We start from the raw sequence: 17,741 nt of genomic DNA on the forward strand, positions 1-17,741 counted from the left end.
CGTCACTCCCGCCGCGCCCCCCCCCCCCCCCGCCCCGGCTCCCACAAAGGTCAACGGCGTATTCGGAAGAGTCATCACAGGCATGTCCTCGCTTACAGACCGTGAGCCATGGCTTTATCGATCAGCCAGTTCAGCGAGGGACCACGGTCGCTGGTCACTTCTACCGGGCGGCCGGCATAGGTGCTGTCCAGCGGTGCGTCAGGCTTGATCTGCACGCGGATGTCGGAGGACAGGTCGGCGCTGTTCAGGCTGGTGCTGCTGACGATGGTGCCGGTGCGAATCTGTTCTTCGTCGGCCACCTGGAAGCTCACCGGCGTGCCTGGGCGAACATCGGCGAACTGGCGATAGGTGAAGCGCGCTTCCACATTGGCCAGGCTGCCGCGTGGCACCAGTTGGAAGATCACGTCGCCTTTGTTGGCGTACTGACCGTCGGCGACCATTTGCTGGGCCACCACGCAATCGCACGGCGAGGTCAGGGTGCCGGTCATTTGCTTGCCGAACAGCTCTTCGACCTTGGCCGGTTGCAGTTGGTCTTCGTCCAGGTGGCCCTTGAGCACATCGAGCATGCTGGTGCTGAAGGTGGCGAGCGGCGCGCCTTTGGCGGCGATCGCATCACCTTTGAGCAGGCTTTGCACGGTGCCGTCGCGCGGCATGGTCACGTTCATGCCAGGTACGCTGACCAGGCCGGCCTGGGCATGGCTGACGAAATACATGCCGTACACCGATTTGAAGATGAAACCGAAGGCAGCCAGGCCGACGATGAAGATGCCTGCGCTGAACACCACGGCGCGTAGACGGCCGGCGGCGCTCATGTTGCTGCCGCCGTCCTTGACCTTGCGCGCCTTGGTGAAGTTGTCGCGTTGCAGGGTCGCCAGCACGTCGCCCATGGTCACGATATCGCCGGACAAGTGCGAGGTGATCAGGTGGCGCAGGGTGGAAATATCCTGAGGTTCAAGGTTCTGGAACTGGCAACCGGTGCGGCCGGTCTGGCGGTCGAAGGAGCGGATTTGCAGCTCCACGTCCATCGCCAGGCCCAGGTTATCGATCACAAATTGCAGGCGGCCCTTGTGCACTTCGCCGACGGTCAACGGCTGGGTCGAGGTGAAGGCCAGGCCGCCGGCGGACAGGTCGATCACCCGGGCTTCGGTCGGCGTACGGTCAGTGTTGAAAAAGCGCAGCTTGGCCGGGATTTTCACGCGGGCATGTTGGCGCTGGGCTTCGGATTCGTGGACAACGTTGACGTTTGCTTGGCTATTCATGGTGTTCTGACTCATAGGTGTAGCTCCTAGTTAATTCAGGCTTGGCTGTCAGACCATCATCAGCAACACGGCGACGAAAATGCTGCCGGCGGAGAAGGTCATGGTCCGAGACGACCAGGTGTTGAACCAACGTTGAAAGCTGGCCAAATCGCGGGTCAGTTTGGTGTCCTGGCGGGTCCAGGACTGTTGATCAAGGCGGAAGAACACGTAGATCTTCACCAGCGCGCCCATGATCTGGTTGTAATAGAGAATCACCGGGTAGGCCGGGCCGATCTTGTGGCCGGAGCACGACAGCAACAGGGTGAGAATCAGGCGGGTGATGCCGATCCACAGCAGGTAAGCGAGGATGAACGCGCCGCCGTACTTGAAAGTGGCGATGATCGCCACGGTCAGGCCGAGCAGGGAGGTCCACATCGACACACGCTGGTCAAACAGCACGATGCTGGTGAACAGGCCGAGGCGTCGCACACCCAGGCCCAGGGCTCGGGAGTTCTGGCGCAGGTTGTTGCCGTACCAGCGGAACATCAGTTTGCGGCTGGCCTTGATGAAGCTCTTTTCTGGCGGGTGTTCCACGGTATTGATCGCGGCGTCCGGCACGTAGAAGGTGTCGTAGCCCAGGCGCATCAGGCTGAACCAGCTGGACTTGTCATCGCCGGTGAGGAACTTGAAGCGGCCCAGGCGCCAGTGTTGCAGCGAGTCGCTTTCCACGTCGGCGATAAAGCCGGGGTCGGTGACCACGCTGGCGCGGAACACCGACATACGACCGGTCATGGTCAGTACGCGCTTGGACAGGGCCATGGAGCACATGTTGATGTGGCGTTGGGCGAAGCGCAGTTTGTGCCACTCGCTCATGATGTAGCCGCCGCGCACTTCGCAGAATTCGTTGGTGGTCAGTCCACCGACATTGCCGAACAGCTGGAACCACGGCACAGTCTTGCGGACTACGCCCTCGGCGAGCACGGTGTCGCCATCGATCACCGCAACTACCGCTCGGTCATCCGGCAGGTGGCGGGAGATGGCGCGGAAACCGAAGGCCAGGCCATCACGTTTGCCGGTACCGGCGATACGCACGAAGTCGAGCTTCACGTGTTCCGGCGGGTTCATGCGTTCCCACAGGCTTTTCACCAGCAGCTCATCGGACATTTCCACCAGCGAGCAGACCACGGTGGTAGGGAAGCCGCATTCGATGGCTTCACGGATCACCGAGCTGTAGACCTGCGCGGTGGTCAGCGCGTCGATACGGAAACTGGTGACCATCAGGAACACATGGGACGGGTCGGCCGCCTTGCCCAGCTTGCGCACTTTGCGGCGCAGGTGCGGGTAGACGACGTACAGGAACAGCATGCCGCGAAAGAAATGCGTAGCACCCATCGAGTAGCGCCAGATACCGACGGCGCCAATCAGGAAAATAAAATTCTTCGACTCCGAGTCGAACGTACTCGCCGGCAGCAGCAGCGCGAGTCCCATCAGCAGGCTGAGAAAGAACAGCCAGCCGGCGGATTGCATCAGTACATGTTTTAACTTGGACATAAGCGTCATCCGAAGGTGATGAAGGCTCCCGGCTGCAAGCGCTGGGGATGGGTACGCTTGCAGCCCGGAACTGGCCGTTGCTGTTACCAGCAAATGCCTTCGGTACGACCGCTCGTGCTGGTGGCCTTGGACATGAAGCCCACCAGGTCGATCACTTGCTTGCCGTGCGGTGCGTTCTGCGCCAGGGCGCGGAACTTCTCATCGCGGTTGCCCAGGATGATCACGTCGGAGTTGTTGATCACGTCGTCGAAGTCCGAGTTGAGCAGGGACGACACGTGCGGGATCTTGCCTTCGATGTAGTCTTTGTTCGCGCCGTGGACACGGGCGTACTCCACGTTGCTGTCGTAGATGCTCAGGTCGAAACCTTTGCCGATCAGCATCTCGGCCAGTTCGACCAGCGGGCTTTCGCGCAGGTCATCGGTGCCGGCCTTGAAGCTCAGGCCCAGCAAGGCGACTTTGCGTTTGTCGTGGCTGGAGACGATGTCAAAGGCGTTCTGTACCTGGGACTCGTTGCTGCGCATCAGCGAGTTGAGCAGCGGCGCTTCCACGTCCAGCGAACTTGCGCGGTAGGTGAGGGCGCGCACGTCTTTGGGCAGGCACGAACCACCAAAGGCGAAGCCTGGGCGCATGTAGTACTGGGACAGGTTGAGGGTCTTGTCCTGGCAGACCACTTCCATCACTTCGCGACCGTCGACGCCGACAGCCTTGGCGATGTTGCCGATCTCGTTGGCGAAAGTCACTTTGGTGGCGTGCCAAACGTTGCAGGTGTACTTGATCATCTCGGCAACGGCGATGTCCTTGCGGATGATCGGTGCGTCGAGTTCTTCGTAGAGCGATTGCAGGACATCGCCGGAGGCTTTGTCGAATTCGCCGATGACGGTCATCGGTGGCAGGTCGTAGTCGGCGATGGCGGTGGATTCACGCAGGAATTCCGGGTTGACCGCGACACCGAAGTCGACGCCGGCTTTTTTGCCGGAGCAGTCTTCGAGGATCGGGATCACCACGTTGGCCACGGTGCCTGGCAGCACAGTGCTGCGTACTACTACGGTGTGGCGGGTGGCTTTATCGCGCAGGACAAAACCGATCTCGCGGCACACAGCCTCGATGTAATCGAGTTCCAGGTCGCCGTTTTTCTTGCTCGGCGTACCAACGCAGATCATCGACAGGTCGGTGTCGCGGATGGCTTCGGCGAAGTTGGTGGTACCGCGCAGCCGGCCTGTCTCGATACCCTGGCTCAACAACTCGCCCAGACCTGGTTCAACGATTGGCGATTTGCCCGCATTGATCAGGTCAATCTTGTCCTTGGAGATGTCTACGCCAACCACTTCGTGGCCACGGGCAGACAGGCAACCGGCACATACTGCGCCTACGTAACCCAAACCAAATATGCTGATGCGCATCGCATTTACCTCTTTGTCATTGAAGACGTTGTCATTGAAGACGGTATTAATCATGCCAAATAGATGGCGAGTTCATGTTTGCAAGCGTTACTGATGCCACGAAAGTTAGGCGAATAGACGCCGACTTACCGCGTACAGGCATGTTAATTAGTGAGTGACTAACTATTGCACTCAAGTTGTGCGAAACTTGGCCTTGTTATTGGGGCTTGCCCTGAAATGCAGCCGGCCTTCCTGGGGGAAGGTACCGACGCCAGTGCCGCAGGGTGCAGATAGAGGCTCTAAGCCTTTATTTATCAACACCTTGGGTGTCATCACTGACACATTTGGGTAAGCGCTGCCTTGGCCTGTAGGGGATAGCAATTCATCCTTATCGCCGCCCTCAACTCATATCAGTTGATGATATGACCCATGAGTCAAAGTTGATGGGGCAACTTCGCTACTTCCTTGGGTCGTTATGTAAGTCATCTCTTACAGGAACAGAGAATTTCGTTACCGGTGGTATGAGCCGTGCGTTTAGACGAAGTTCCAGGCCGCTCATCCTGTTTCCGGAAATTTCTTGAAATATTAGGAAAGATGGCACTGGTACTATATTGATAGCACTTGCTATTTGGGCCAGTAGTTGTGGGGAGTTGGGAGGGAGAGATAGTTTTGTGCCACTAGTGTTTAAAAAAAGTGGTGCCACTACGAAAAAAAACGACGGATGTCGAGTGAAAGAATTGTTAGAGATGCGTCAGGATGTTTTTTGACGTCAAAATAATGACGATTCAGCAGGTGTAACACGCCTAAAAATGTGGGAGCTGGCTTGCCTGCGATGGCGGTGGATCAGTCAACACAGCTGTCACTGAAATACTGCTATCGCAGGCAAGCCAGCTCCCACATTCGAACATCTGTGCTTTCGAGGGCCTTATTCCGGTGCGTGATCGCGCAAGAACACCAGGTTATCCGGCTTCGACTGCTCCGCATTGAAGCGATAGCCCTGCACATCGAATTCCTTCAGCTTGGCCGGGTCGTTGATGCGCTCTTCGATCACAAAGCGGCTCATCATGCCCCGCGCTTTTTTGGCATAGAAACTGATGATCTTGTACTGGCCGTTCTTCAGGTCCTTGAACTCGGTATTGATGATCCGCGCGTTCAGCGCCGTGCGCTTGACCGCCGAGAAGTATTCGTTGGAGGCCAGGTTCAGCAGGATGTCATCGCCTTGTTCAGCCAACGCTTCGTTCAGCCACTCGCTGATGCGCGTGCCCCAGAACGCGTACAGGTCCTTGCCACGGGCGTTGGGCAGTTTGGTGCCCATTTCCAGGCGATACGGCATCATCAGATCCAGCGGGCGCAGCAGGCCGTAGAGGCCCGAGAGCATGCGCAGGTGGTCCTGGGCGTAGGTGAAGTCGGCGTCGCTGAAGGTCTCGGCATTCAGGCCGGTGTACACGTCGCCCTTGAAAGCCAGCAGGGCCTGCTTGGCGTTGGCCGGGGTGAACGCCGGGGTCCAGCTGCCGAAACGCGCGGCGTTGAGGCCGCCGATTTTGTCGGATACGTGCATCAATTCGCTGATTTGTGCCGGGCTCAGTTCGCGCAATTGTTCGATCAGCTCCTGGGAGTGGTCCAGGTATTGCGGCTGGGTAAAGCGCTGGGTCGCAGGCGCGGTCTCGAAATCGAGGGTTTTGGCGGGTGAAATCACCATCAGCATGAAGTCGTCTCCTGTAATCGTGGGAGGGATTCTAGGGGCTGGGGCGTTTTGACTCCACCTATGATGGCGATAGGCGTGATCCGCTATGATGGCCGGTGACTCTGGAGAGGGAGACCCCGTGTGCGAATAGCGCTTTTGTTATCGGCATGCCTGCTATGCCTGAATGCCCAGGCAGCGCCCGTCGATGTGGCGAGCCTGGACCGTGGTACCTGGCCCGAAAAGCTCGGCAGCCCGGCGCTGTTCGACGTGGCCTCACGCGCCGAAATCCTCATGTTCGCCCACAGCCTGCTGGCCAGTGAGAGCCAGGACGAAGCCGCGCTCAAGCAGCGCCTGGGCCTGAAGATCATCAACCTGTCCGCCATCGACGACCTGCGTCGCCAGCTCTGGCAGCGCTTGCTGGAGAACTATACGTTCGCCCAGCAGAGTTGCGAGGTCGACGCCTCGTTCTGCTATCTGGTAGAGAACATGGACGATCTGCGCGAGCAGGCTGGCAAGTTCGAGGTGAGCGAAGACTCCTTCTATATAGGCTGGGCCAACCCCAGCCATGTGTTCCATGAACGTTATTTGGACGAGCTGCTGCGCAAGGCCGCGCTGTTCCCGCAGATCAGCAGCGAAGTCGCGCGCTTCGGCGACCATGAGCGCAAGGGTGATGAATTCAACGACCGCCTGTTCCTGCTCACCTTCGACGGTGGCCCTGCGCCAGTCAGCGGCAATACCGATTGGCTCACCGACTACCTGCGCAAGCAAAAAATGAACGCCACATTCTTCGCCCTCGGCAGCAGCCTGCAAACCCGTGTCGAGCGCAGTTCGGTTGCCGATGTGCAGGCGCTGTACCAGGGCCAGTGCGTCGGGACCCAGGGCTGGCAGTATCGCTCCCACAGCCATTGGGTGGAGTGGCAGAGTTCGATCACCCGCAGCGCGTCGTTGGCGCAGAACCTGATGCCGGAAAACTACGTGCCGCTGTTTCGTCCGCCCTACGGCCAACGTCGCGCGGACAGCCAGGGTTTCTTTCAAGCCCAGGGCTTGCAGGTGGCGTTGTGGGACATCGATTCCCAGGACGAACCAGGCAAGCTCAAGGCCGATGAGTCAGCGCAACGGGTGCTGACCTTGATGCTGCTGTGGCGCAAAGGCGTGATTGTGTTTCACGACAGCCAGGACAAGGCGCGGGTGGCTTTACCCATGCTGTTGCAGGCGACGGCGCAGAGTGGTCTGGGGTGGCAGGACTGCCGGGAGGCGTTTCGCTGAAGTGCCCGGCCCTGTTGGGGATTAAGCGTTTTCGGGGTGATTTTGTGCGACATTTCGATGCAGGCGGACTTCCGACTTTAGCGGGGTACGGGGGGCTCGGCTAGTGCTATTCGTCATCCTGAAAAATAAACTTCAAAAAAGCGTCAAAGTGCTTTTTTCTGTCACACGTTTTGCGGTATTACGAAGTCAGATCGCCGAACCCTGCAGCACAGGTGGCGTCTTCCAAGACTCCTCAGGTGGGCACTGCGCTTGACGTCACTCAGGTGCAGTCGGTGGTCGAATCGAGGCGCAGCACCGCCCAGGTATTGCGTCGACTGGCTCCCACAAAGGTGACCGAGTATGGATGATCATGGACGTAACCCTTCTTCCGACCAGCCAATCCTTTATGTGCTTGATACCAACGTACTGATTCACGATCCAAACGCACTGCTCAACTTCGAAGAACACCACGTCGCCATCCCGATGATCGTGCTTGAGGAGCTCGACAAACTCAAAAGCGGGCACCACAGCGTTGCCGCCGAATGTCGCCAGGCGATCCGCCTGATCGACAAGACATTGGGCGAAGCGTCGCCGGAGGACGTCGAGGTCGGCGTACCGATCCAGCGCGGCAAAGGCGGGCCCAAGGGCTTGCTGTCGATTCTGATGAGCAAGCGCAGCGAGCCCAACAGCCTGCTGCCGGAGAATCTGAACGACAACAAAATCATCAACCAATTGATCGACCTGCACGCCCGCGACAAGGACCTGCGCGTAGTGCTGGTGACCAAAGACATCAATATGCGCCTCAAGGCCCGAGCGTGTGGGATCGCGGCCGAGGACTACAGTACCGACCAGTTGGTCGACGACGTGTCGATGCTCTCCCGTGGTTATCACATGATGACCGGCTCGTTCTGGGACCGCGTCAGCAAGGTCGAAACCCGCCAGGACCATGGCCGCACCTGGCACCAGGTACAGCTGATCGACAACCTGCCGGCCGTGCACATCAATGAATTTATCGTCGACGAACAAGGCTTCGTGGGCTGGATCAAAGAGATCCAGGTCGACAAGCTGCTGATTCTCGACCTGCATCAGGAACCCCTGTTGCACCAGGAAGCCTGGGGCCTGAAACCGCGTGACATTTACCAGAGCCTGGCGCTGTACGCGCTGCTCGACCCGGACATCCATCTGGTCAACCTGACCGGTGCTGCCGGTTCCGGTAAAACCATTCTCGCCCTGGCTGCCGCCATCGAGCAGACCATGGTGACCAAGCGCTATCGCCGCATCATCGCCACCCGCAGCGTGCAGGGCCTGGACCAGGAAATCGGCTTCCTGCCCGGCACCGAAGCGGAAAAAATGGAGCCGTGGCTGGGGGCGATCACCGACAACCTCGAAGCCTTGCACATGGATGACGAAAACACCCATGGCAGCGTCGACTACATCCTCAGCAAAGTGCCGTTGCAGTTCAAATCCCTCAACTACATCCGAGGTCGCAGCTTCCAGCAGAGCCTGATTTTGATCGATGAATGCCAGAACCTCACCCCGCACCAGATGAAAACCATCATCACCCGTGCCGGCGCCGGTTCCAAAGTGGTGTGCCTGGGCAACCTGGCACAGATCGACACCCCTTACCTGTCCGCGACCAGCTCCGGGCTGACTTACCTGACGGAACGCTTCAAAGACTTCCCGAACGGCGTGCACATTGCGCTGCAAGGGGTTCCACGTTCGATTCTGGCTGAATACGCCGAATCTCACCTGTAAACACTGAACGGTAGGAGCTGGCTTGTGTGGGAGCTGGCTTGCCTGCGATGACATCACTGCGGTGTAACTGATACACCGCGGTGCCTGCATCGCGGGCAAGCCCGGCTCCCACACAAGCCAGCTGCCACTTTTAGTCAGAGTTGGGTTTACAATCGATGCTCCTGATCAGGAGTATCCCTGTGCTGACTCATCTCGATTCCCAAGGTCGCGCCCATATGGTCGACGTCACCGACAAGTCCGTGACGTTCCGCGAGGCGGTAGCCGAAGCGCGCGTGCGCATGTTGCCCGAGACGCTGAAAATGATTGTCGACGGCGCCCATCCCAAGGGCGACGTGTTTGCCGTGGCCCGCATTGCCGGGATCCAGGCTGCGAAGAAAACCAGTGACTTGATCCCCCTGTGCCACCCGTTGATGTTGACGGGCGTCAAGGTCGAACTGAGCGCCGATGGCGCAGACTCGGTGCACATCCTGGCGCGCTGCAAACTCTCCGGCCAGACCGGCGTGGAGATGGAAGCCCTAACCGCCGCCAGCGTTGCGGCATTGACGATCTACGACATGTGCAAGGCCGTGGATCGCGGTATGACCATCGAAAGCATTCGCCTTCTGGAAAAGCTGGGCGGCAAGAGCGGGCACTTCAAGGCGGACCAGGCATGAGCATCAACGTATTGTTTTTTGCACGTTACGCAGAAGCGGTGGGTTTTGATTCGTTGGAGATGGAGGGCGACTTCGCCACTGTCGACGCGGTGCGTCTGGCGCTGGCCAGTGACCCGGAGTTTGCAGTGCTCAACGAAACCAGCCTGATGTGCGCGCGCAACGAAGAGCTGTGCAGCCTTGATGAGCCGGTGCAGGCGGGTGACGAAGTAGCATTCTTCCCACCCGTGACCGGAGGCTGATCATGGCCATTCGTGTGCAGGCCCAGGCGTTTGATCCCGGTGCTGAAGTCAACGCCATGCATGCGGCCAATGTCGGCGTGGGCGCGGTGGTGAGCTTTGTTGGCTATGTGCGCGATTTCAATGACGGTCTGGATGTTGCGGGAATGTTCCTGGAGCACTACCCCGGCATGACCGAAAAGGCCCTGGCCAAGATCGCAGTGGAAGCCGAGCAGCGCTGGCCGTTGCTCAAGCTGGAAGTGCTGCACCGCATTGGCGCGCTGGAGCCGGGCGAGCCGATAGTGTTTGTTGGGGTAGCCAGTGCTCATCGCCAGGCGGCGTTTGATGCCTGCGCGTTTGTGATGGATTACCTGAAGACGCGGGCGCCGTTTTGGAAGAAGGAAAATACCAGTGAGGGGCCGCGTTGGGTGGAAGGGCGCAGTAGCGACCACGCGGCTGCAGACCGCTGGAAGTAGCTGGCTAAACACAAAACCCAATGTGGGAGCGGGCTTGCTCGCGAATGCGCAGTGTCAGTCAATGAATCTGGTACTGATACACCGCATTCGCGAGCAAGCCCGCTCCCACATTTTTTTACTGCATTCCAGCTTTAGGGGCGCTTACGTTCCACCGCCCGCAACAGATGCGTCGGCGGCGTTTCGCAGCTGATCTTGCGCCCCAGCAGCGCCTCGATCGACGGCAACTGATACGAGTCATCCTCACCCGCAAAACTGATCGACACACCCGCAGCCCCGGCGCGGCCGGTACGGCCAATGCGGTGCACATAGTCATCCGGCACTTCCGGCAGGGTGAAGTTGATCACGTGGCTGATGCCATCAATGTGAATCCCGCGTCCGGCCACATCGGTAGCCACCAACACGCGGATCTTGCCTTCGCGGAAACCTTCCAGCGTCTTGATGCGCTTGTGCTGCGGCACATCGCCGGACAATTGCGCAGCGTTCACACCATCACGTACCAGGCGTTCTTCGATGCGGCGCACTTCATCCTTGCGGTTGGCGAATACCATCACGCGTTCCCAACCGTTGTCGTTGACCAGGTTGTAGAGCAGCTTGTACTTGTCGGCACCGGCCACGGCGTAGATGTGTTGCTCGACGTTTTCGCTGGCGACGTTCAGCGCTTCGATCTCGACGATGGACGGGTCGGTGGTCCACTGTTTGGCGAGGTTCATCACGTCTTCGGTGAAGGTCGCGGAGAACAGCAAGGTCTGACGCTCGGATTTCGGCGGGGTCTGGCGAATGATCTGACGCACTTGTGGGATAAAGCCCATGTCGAGCATGCGGTCGGCTTCGTCCAGCACCATCACTTCGACCATGTCCAGGTGCACGTCGCCGCGCTGGTTGAAGTCCAGCAGGCGGCCCGGTGTCGCCACCAGGATGTCGCAGTGGCGGGCTTCGAGGTGCTTGAGCTGCTTGTCGAAGTCCATGCCGCCGACGAACGTCATGACGTTGAGGCCGGTGTACTTGGTCAGGTCGGCGGCGTCCTTGGCGATCTGTACCACCAGCTCCCGGGTCGGGGCGATGATCAGTGCGCGCGGTTCACCCATGTAGCGCTCTTTCGGCGGTGGTGTCTGCAGCAACTGGGTGATGATCGAGATCAGGAACGCGGCGGTCTTGCCGGTGCCGGTCTGGGCGCGGCCGATGGCGTCTTTGCCGGCCAGGGTAAAGCCCAGCACCTGCGCCTGGATCGGCGTGCAGTACGGGAAACCCAAGTCCTGGATGGCGTGCATCAGTTCAGGCGCCAGTTTGAAATCGTGGAAGCGGGTCTTGCCTTCCTGGGGCTCGACGACGAAGTCTTCGAGTTTCCATGGGATCACAGGCGGTTTTGGCGCGCGCTCACGGCGCGGTTTTGGGGCCGGTGTGGCTTCTTGTGCCGGTTCAGGCGGTGTCACCGTAGGCGTCTTGGGCTGGGCGACAGGCTCGGTCCGGCCGAGCTGTTGACCGTCATTGCGGCTGCCGGCAGTCGGGACAGGAGCACTGGGAACTGGCGCGAGCGGCTCAGCCTCGCTTTTGCCGAACATCTTCTTAAGTGCTTTGAGCACGGTGATCTCATTAATTGGTTAAGGAATGTACGCCGGCCAGTGTAATGCAAGAATCGGGCGCGGCGTAGTGCGTCTGTCATACGGCTACATTAATGCCGGTTTTCAGCCCAGGCGTTCGGTCAACCACGTGCCGATATCGCGGATCTCCTCGGGTAACACTTCGTGGCCCATTGGGTATTCCTGCCATGTCACGGTGACACCACGGGTCTTCAAGTGCTCGTAGGCGCTGCGGCCCATGGCGTTCTGCACCACGTCATCGTACTGGCCGTGCAGGCACAGGGTAGGAATGCGCTGCTGGCTGGCGGACAATTCCAGCGCGTTATCGAAGGTCGGTGCATACGTGGAGAGGGCGATCACGCCACCCAACGGTCCTTCCCAATTCATAAACGCGGTGTGGAAAACCACGGCGCCGCCTTGGGAAAAGCCCGCGAGGAAAATCCGCGACGCGTCTATTCCGGTTCTCTTCTGCGCTTCGATCAAATCCGTGACCATTTTGGCCGAGACTTCCAGCTCTTCCAGGCTGATCGAACGGGCCGGGCTCATGGCCTTGATGTCGTACCAACTGGGCATCTCGTAGCCACCGTTGATCGTCACGGGACGGGTCGGTGCCTGGGGCAAAACGAAGCGGGTGCTCAGCAAGCTTTCCTGCAGCGCTTCGGCCACCGGCAGGAAGTCATAGCGATCGGCACCCAGGCCATGCAACCAGATTACGCAGGCGTCTGCGGGCTTGGCGGGCTGAAGAATCAAGGGGTCGGTCATGTCTGCTCCATTTATGTGCGTGCGCTCCGATTAAGTGCGACGGAACGGTGCGCGACAGGTTGATCTGTTAAGAAGATGTCGCACGGTTGAATCTTTTTCTATTGACCGTGGGCTGAATCGACTCGGCCAGCACTCTGGTACGGGCCTTGCTATGTGTTGAACGATGTCAGCGCTATCTCAGGACGGTAACACTATCAGTGACTGCCGCTTGTGGGATAGCAACTGGAATTACTGCGACAACTTCATGCCGCTTGACCCCAAAAAAAGCCAACACGGGTCGATATCGCCTCATAAGGGTGCGCTGAGGTTCGAGCTCCGACACAACAAGAGCAACTGGAGGTTTGAATGAAGGTATTGAAATCCACCCTGGCCATCGTTTCTGCGGCGGCCGTACTGGGTGCCAGCGGTTTCGCCCAAGCCGGCGCCACTCTGGATGCCGTGCAGAAGAAAGGCTTTGTGCAATGTGGCGTGAGTGACGGCCTGCCGGGTTTCTCGGTGCCGGATGCCAGCGGCAAGATCCTCGGGATTGACGCTGACGTGTGCCGCGCTGTGGCCGCTGCCGTTTTCGGCGACGCTACCAAGGTCAAATTCAGCCAGTTGAACGCCAAGGAGCGTTTCACCGCGCTTCAGTCGGGCGAAGTCGACATTCTGTCCCGTAACACCACCATGACCAGCTCCCGCGACGCCGGCATGGGCCTGAAATTCCCAGGCTTCATCACCTACTACGACGGCATCGGCTTCCTGGTAAACAACAAGCTGGGCGTGAAAAGTGCCAAGGAACTGGACGGTGCAACCATCTGCATCCAGGCCGGTACCACCACTGAGCTGAACGTTTCCGATTACTTCCGCGGCAACAACCTGAAATACACCCCGATCACCTTCGACACCTCCGACGAAAGCGCCAAGTCGCTGGAATCCGGTCGTTGCGACGTGCTGACCTCCGACAAGTCCCAACTGTTCGCCCAGCGCAGCAAGCTGGCCGCGCCGAAGGACTACGTCGTTCTGCCGGAAACCATCTCCAAGGAGCCACTGGGCCCGGTCGTGCGTAACGGCGACGACGAGTGGCTGGCCATCGTGCGCTGGGTTGGCTACGCCATGCTCAACGCTGAAGAAGCCGGTATCACCTCCAAAAACGTTGAAGCTGAAGCCAAGTCTACCAAGAACCCGGACGTTGCCCGTCTGCTCGGTGCTGACGGCGAATACGGCAAAGACTTGAAAGTGAAGAAGGACTGGGTCGTACAGATCGTCAAGCAAGTCGGTAACTACGGTGAAGTGTTCGAGCGCAACCTGGGCAAGAGCACCCCGCTGGAAATCGACCGTGGCCTGAACGCACTGTGGAACGCTGGCGGCATTCAATACGCACCCCCTGTGCGCTGATCGCTGATGGTTCTGTCACCCGGTGGGCCAACTGCCGGGTGATGTTCTGTTCCATTATTTCCGGGGCACTTCATGCAAAATCAAATCGGCGCACCAAAGCAGAAGCTCAGCTTCAGCGATCCCAAAGTGCGTGCGTGGCTCTTCCAGATCATCACGATTGTGGCGGTGGTCTCGCTGGGCTGGTACCTCTTCAACAATACCCAGACCAACCTTCAGCACCGAGGCATTACCTCGGGTTTCGACTTTCTTGAGCGCAGTGCCGGCTTCGGCATCGCGCAGCATTTGATCGATTACACCGAATCGGACAGTTATGCCCGGGTGTTTGTGATCGGTTTGCTAAACACCTTGCTGGTGACGTTTATCGGCGTGATCCTGGCGACGCTGCTCGGGTTCGTCATCGGCGTGGCGCGGCTGTCGCCGAACTGGATGATCAACAAGCTGGCCACCGTGTATGTGGAGGTGTTCCGCAACATCCCGCCACTGCTGCAAATCCTGTTCTGGTACTTCGCGGTGTTCCTGACCATGCCGGGGCCGCGCAACAGCCATAACTTCGGCGATACCTTCTTTGTCAGCAGCCGTGGCCTGAACATGCCGGCAGCGATTGCCGCTGACGGTTTCTGGCCGTTCGTGGTCAGCATCGTCGTTGCCATCGTGGCAATCGTGCTGATGGCACGCTGGGCCAACAAGCGCTTTGAAGCCACCGGTGTCCCCTTCCATAAATTCTGGGCGGGCCTGGCGCTGTTCATCGTGATCCCGGCGTTGTGCGCCTTGATCTTCGGTGCACCGCTGCACTGGGAAATGCCTAAGTTGCAGGGCTTCAACTTTGTCGGCGGCTGGGTACTCATCCCTGAACTGCTGGCATTGACCCTGGCGCTTACCGTCTACACGGCAGCGTTTATTGCCGAGATCGTGCGTTCGGGCATCAAGTCCGTCAGCCATGGCCAGACCGAAGCCGCGCGCTCCCTGGGCCTGCGCCCTGGGCCGACGCTGCGCAAGGTCATCATTCCGCAGGCACTGCGAGTGATCATCCCGCCACTGACCAGCCAATACCTGAACCTGGCGAAAAACTCGTCGCTGGCCGCCGGTATCGGTTACCCGGAAATGGTTTCGCTGTTTGCCGGCACGGTGCTCAACCAGACCGGCCAGGCCATCGAAGTCATTGCCATCACCATGAGCGTGTACCTGGCGATCAGCATCAGCATTTCCCTGCTGATGAACTGGTACAACAAGCGCATTGCGCTGATCGAGCGGTGAGGAAACACGCATGAGTACGCATACGTTCAAACCTGATATGCCGCCGCCGAACAAAGTGTTCGGGCCGATGGCCTGGATGCGCGCCAACCTGTTTTCCAGCTGGCTCAACACCCTGCTGACCCTGTTGGCGTTTTACCTGATCTACCTGGTGGTGCCGCCGATCCTGCATTGGGCAATCCTGGATGCCAACTGGGTCGGCACCACGCGCGCCGATTGCACTAAGGAAGGCGCCTGCTGGGTGTTTATCCAACAGCGCTTCGGGCAGTTCATGTACGGCTACTACCCCGGCGACCTGCGCTGGCGCGTAGACCTTACCGTGTGGCTGGCCATTGTTGGCGTGGCGCCGTTGTTCATCTCGCGCTTCCAGCGCAAGGCGATCTACGGCCTGAGCTTTCTGGTGTTGTACCCGATCATTGCCTACTTCCTGCTGCACGGCGGGATCTTCGGCCTGACCAACGTGGCGACCAGCCAATGGGGCGGCCTGATGCTGACCTTGGTGATCGCCACTGTCGGCATCGCCGGCGCGTTGCCACTGGGCATCATGCTGGCGTTGGGACGGCGTTCGAATATGCCGGCGATTCGAGTGGTCTGCGTGACCTTCATCGAATTCTGGCGTGGCGTGCCGTTGATCACCGTGCTGTTCATGTCCTCGGTGATGCTGCCGTTGTTCCTGCCTGAGGGCATGGGCATCGACAAATTGCTGCGTGCATTGATTGGCGTGATCCTCTTCCAGTCGGCCTACGTGGCCGAGGTGGTGCGCGGTGGCCTGCAGGCGATTCCAAAAGGTCAGTACGAAGCCGCTGCGGCGATGGGCCTCGGTTACTGGCGCAGCATGGGCCTGGTGATTCTGCCGCAAGCCCTGAAGCTGGTGATCCCTGGCATCGTCAACACGTTCATTGCGCTGTTCAAGGACACCAGCCTGGTGATCATCATCGGCTTGTTCGACCTGCTCAACAGCGTCAAGCAAGCCGCCGCCGACCCCAAATGGTTGGGCATGGCCACCGAAGGCTACGTGTTTGCGGCCCTGGTGTTCTGGATTTTCTGTTTTGGTATGTCGCGCTATTCCATTCATTTGGAACACAAGCTCGACACAGGCCACAAGCGTTAGGAGTTGTTGTTATGAGCGAAGCGATCAAACAGCCTGTGAGCCCTGAAGGCATTATCCAGATGCAGGGCGTCAACAAGTGGTACGGCCAGTTCCATGTGTTGAAAGACATCAACCTCAACGTCAAGCAGGGCGAGCGTATCGTGCTGTGCGGCCCGTCGGGTTCGGGCAAGTCCACCACCATCCGCTGCCTCAACCGCCTGGAAGAACACCAGCAAGGCCGCATCGTGGTGGATGGCGTGGAGCTGACCAACGACCTCAAGCAGATCGAAGCGATCCGCCGCGAAGTCGGCATGGTGTTCCAGCACTTCAACCTGTTCCCGCACCTGACCATCCTGCAGAACTGCACGCTGGCGCCGATGTGGGTACGCAAGATGCCCAAGCGCAAGGCCGAGGAAATTGCCATGCACTACCTGGAGCGCGTGCGTATCCCGGAGCAGGCTCACAAGTTTCCGGGGCAACTGTCCGGCGGCCAGCAACAGCGCGTGGCGATTGCCCGTGCGCTGTGCATGAAGCCGAAGATCATGCTGTTCGACGAGCCGACCTCGGCACTCGATCCGGAAATGGTGAAAGAGGTGCTGGACACCATGATCGGCCTGGCCGAAGACGGCATGACCATGTTGTGCGTAACCCACGAAATGGGCTTTGCGCGCACCGTGGCCAACCGCGTGATCTTTATGGACAAGGGCGAGATCGTGGAACAGGCGGCTCCGAATGACTTCTTCGACAACCCGCAGAATGATCGGACCAAGTTGTTCTTGAGCCAGATTTTGCATTGATCGAGGGTTGAACAAACAAACCCGGCCCTGTGCCGGGTTTGTTTTTTGGGGCTAGGACGCTTTGAGTGCTTCAGCGTCGTTGTTCACGGTGTAGGTGAAGGCGCCACGCATGTCAGCGCCTTCGGCTAAGACTTCTGCATCCGCCAGCAAATGCGGGTGACGATCCAATAACCGCATCAGTAATACCAGCGGCTTGGGGGGAAGAAGCTCGCCACGTTCGTAGCGAGAGAAGGCGTTGTGGCCGCCACCGGACAGCAATTTCACCGCCTCTTTTTGGGTAAGGTGCAATTTGCGGCGGATACGTTTCATCTCCGCGCCAATCATCTTTTGGGCAGCTATGACGAGTTCATCGCCGGCTTCTCCATAACGATCCGCACTATCGGTATCGGGGTCCCAAAAGCCGTCGCCGCATACGTGACATTCCCAGCCGGAAAGATTGTCTACCCGGCGCTCCATACCTTTGACCCTGATGGTTTCACTACGGCCCTCAAAATAATGCAATGCGTCGGGGGCGCCACAGATGTAGCAATTTTTTACCTTCATAGGTTCTTCTCCTTGAAGGAGATCACCGGAGGGTCACCGTCCGGGGAGTAAGTGAGCTGTCTGGGTAAACGCTCTCCTGCCAAGCCGCCTCACATCCGCCGTTATCACCGCCAAATCGTAATGAGGTGTGTACTTTTCCATAAGACAC

At 59.0% G+C, this 17,741-nt stretch carries 16 protein-coding genes and 1 pseudogene; 9 read left to right on the top strand and 8 right to left on the bottom strand.

Annotation, left to right across the window (positions count from 1 at the left end; translation table 11 throughout):
• Nucleotides 1-92 precede the first annotated feature (92 nt).
• The 4 genes from WH299_RS18180 to yaaA all read right to left on the bottom strand — a co-directional run bounded on the left by WH299_RS18180 (nucleotide 93) and on the right by yaaA (nucleotide 5,873).
• On the bottom strand, nucleotides 93-1,259 hold the full coding sequence (locus WH299_RS18180; RefSeq protein ID WP_122723856.1) for an alginate biosynthesis protein Alg44: 1,167 nt from the start codon (nucleotides 1,257-1,259) through the stop codon (nucleotides 93-95).
• A 48-nt stretch (nucleotides 1,260-1,307) separates the two neighbouring features.
• Entirely contained in the window at nucleotides 1,308-2,789 is a 1,482-nt protein-coding gene (gene alg8, locus WH299_RS18185) for a mannuronan synthase (protein ID WP_161634133.1), read from the bottom strand.
• A gap of 83 nt (nucleotides 2,790-2,872) precedes the next feature.
• Nucleotides 2,873-4,189 (bottom strand): nucleotide sugar dehydrogenase, encoded by a 1,317-nt coding sequence (locus WH299_RS18190; protein WP_122724569.1) that lies wholly within the window; start codon nucleotides 4,187-4,189, stop codon nucleotides 2,873-2,875.
• A gap of 904 nt (nucleotides 4,190-5,093) precedes the next feature.
• Nucleotides 5,094-5,873 carry a peroxide stress protein YaaA gene (gene yaaA, locus WH299_RS18195; RefSeq protein WP_339550945.1) on the bottom strand — a complete coding sequence of 260 codons (780 nt, stop codon included), beginning with the start codon at nucleotides 5,871-5,873 and terminating at the stop codon, nucleotides 5,094-5,096.
• A 120-nt stretch (nucleotides 5,874-5,993) separates the two neighbouring features.
• Here yaaA and WH299_RS18200 point away from each other — a divergent pair, with 120 nt between their 5' ends.
• The 5 genes from WH299_RS18200 (at nucleotide 5,994) to moaE (ending at nucleotide 10,196) form a co-directional block, all read left to right on the top strand.
• The gene (locus WH299_RS18200) at nucleotides 5,994-7,118 is read left to right on the top strand and encodes a polysaccharide deacetylase family protein (protein WP_339550946.1); all 1,125 of its coding nucleotides are present in this window, start codon (nucleotides 5,994-5,996) and stop codon (nucleotides 7,116-7,118) included.
• Between the two features lie 339 nt (nucleotides 7,119-7,457).
• On the top strand, nucleotides 7,458-8,852 hold the full coding sequence (locus WH299_RS18205) for a PhoH family protein (protein ID WP_003188745.1): 1,395 nt from the start codon (nucleotides 7,458-7,460) through the stop codon (nucleotides 8,850-8,852).
• A gap of 179 nt (nucleotides 8,853-9,031) precedes the next feature.
• Nucleotides 9,032-9,505 carry a cyclic pyranopterin monophosphate synthase MoaC gene (gene moaC / locus WH299_RS18210; RefSeq protein WP_038849958.1) on the top strand — a complete coding sequence of 158 codons (474 nt, stop codon included), beginning with the start codon at nucleotides 9,032-9,034 and terminating at the stop codon, nucleotides 9,503-9,505.
• Nucleotides 9,502-9,744, top strand: coding sequence for a molybdopterin converting factor subunit 1 (gene moaD, locus WH299_RS18215; protein WP_017736739.1), 243 nt, complete (start codon nucleotides 9,502-9,504; stop codon nucleotides 9,742-9,744). Before moaC ends, moaD begins: the two co-directional genes overlap by 4 nt.
• A gap of 2 nt (nucleotides 9,745-9,746) precedes the next feature.
• Nucleotides 9,747-10,196, top strand: coding sequence for a molybdopterin synthase catalytic subunit MoaE (moaE, locus tag WH299_RS18220; RefSeq protein ID WP_122723864.1), 450 nt, complete (start codon nucleotides 9,747-9,749; stop codon nucleotides 10,194-10,196).
• A 131-nt stretch (nucleotides 10,197-10,327) separates the two neighbouring features.
• On the opposite strand, the gene rhlB is transcribed toward moaE, so the two are convergent.
• On the bottom strand, nucleotides 10,328-11,782 hold the full coding sequence (gene rhlB / locus WH299_RS18225) for an ATP-dependent RNA helicase RhlB (RefSeq protein WP_122723866.1): 1,455 nt from the start codon (nucleotides 11,780-11,782) through the stop codon (nucleotides 10,328-10,330).
• Nucleotides 11,783-11,878: 96 nt separating this feature from the next.
• Entirely contained in the window at nucleotides 11,879-12,535 is a 657-nt protein-coding gene (locus WH299_RS18230; protein WP_126570397.1) for an alpha/beta hydrolase, read from the bottom strand.
• A gap of 345 nt (nucleotides 12,536-12,880) precedes the next feature.
• Here WH299_RS18230 and WH299_RS18235 point away from each other — a divergent pair, with 345 nt between their 5' ends.
• The 4 genes from WH299_RS18235 (at nucleotide 12,881) to WH299_RS18250 (ending at nucleotide 17,050) form a co-directional block, all read left to right on the top strand.
• Complete coding sequence (locus WH299_RS18235; RefSeq protein WP_122723870.1) at nucleotides 12,881-13,912, top strand: amino acid ABC transporter substrate-binding protein; 1,032 nt, start codon at nucleotides 12,881-12,883, stop codon at nucleotides 13,910-13,912.
• A gap of 72 nt (nucleotides 13,913-13,984) precedes the next feature.
• Nucleotides 13,985-15,166, top strand: coding sequence for an amino acid ABC transporter permease (locus WH299_RS18240; RefSeq protein ID WP_034102297.1), 1,182 nt, complete (start codon nucleotides 13,985-13,987; stop codon nucleotides 15,164-15,166).
• A gap of 10 nt (nucleotides 15,167-15,176) precedes the next feature.
• Nucleotides 15,177-16,274 carry an amino acid ABC transporter permease gene (locus tag WH299_RS18245; RefSeq protein ID WP_071494062.1) on the top strand — a complete coding sequence of 366 codons (1,098 nt, stop codon included), beginning with the start codon at nucleotides 15,177-15,179 and terminating at the stop codon, nucleotides 16,272-16,274.
• An 11-nt stretch (nucleotides 16,275-16,285) separates the two neighbouring features.
• Complete coding sequence (locus WH299_RS18250) at nucleotides 16,286-17,050, top strand: amino acid ABC transporter ATP-binding protein (RefSeq protein WP_003171943.1); 765 nt, start codon at nucleotides 16,286-16,288, stop codon at nucleotides 17,048-17,050.
• Between the two features lie 51 nt (nucleotides 17,051-17,101).
• On the opposite strand, the gene WH299_RS18255 is transcribed toward WH299_RS18250, so the two are convergent.
• Complete coding sequence (locus WH299_RS18255; protein WP_126570396.1) at nucleotides 17,102-17,593, bottom strand: type II toxin-antitoxin system MqsA family antitoxin; 492 nt, start codon at nucleotides 17,591-17,593, stop codon at nucleotides 17,102-17,104.
• A gap of 54 nt (nucleotides 17,594-17,647) precedes the next feature.
• Nucleotides 17,648-17,734, bottom strand: a pseudogene (locus WH299_RS29705) (type II toxin-antitoxin system MqsR family toxin); the annotation flags it as partial.
• Nucleotides 17,735-17,741: the final 7 nt, after the last annotated feature.

This window comes from Pseudomonas sp. MYb541, assembly GCF_037479595.1.
Classification (GTDB): domain Bacteria; phylum Pseudomonadota; class Gammaproteobacteria; order Pseudomonadales; family Pseudomonadaceae; genus Aquipseudomonas; species Aquipseudomonas canadensis.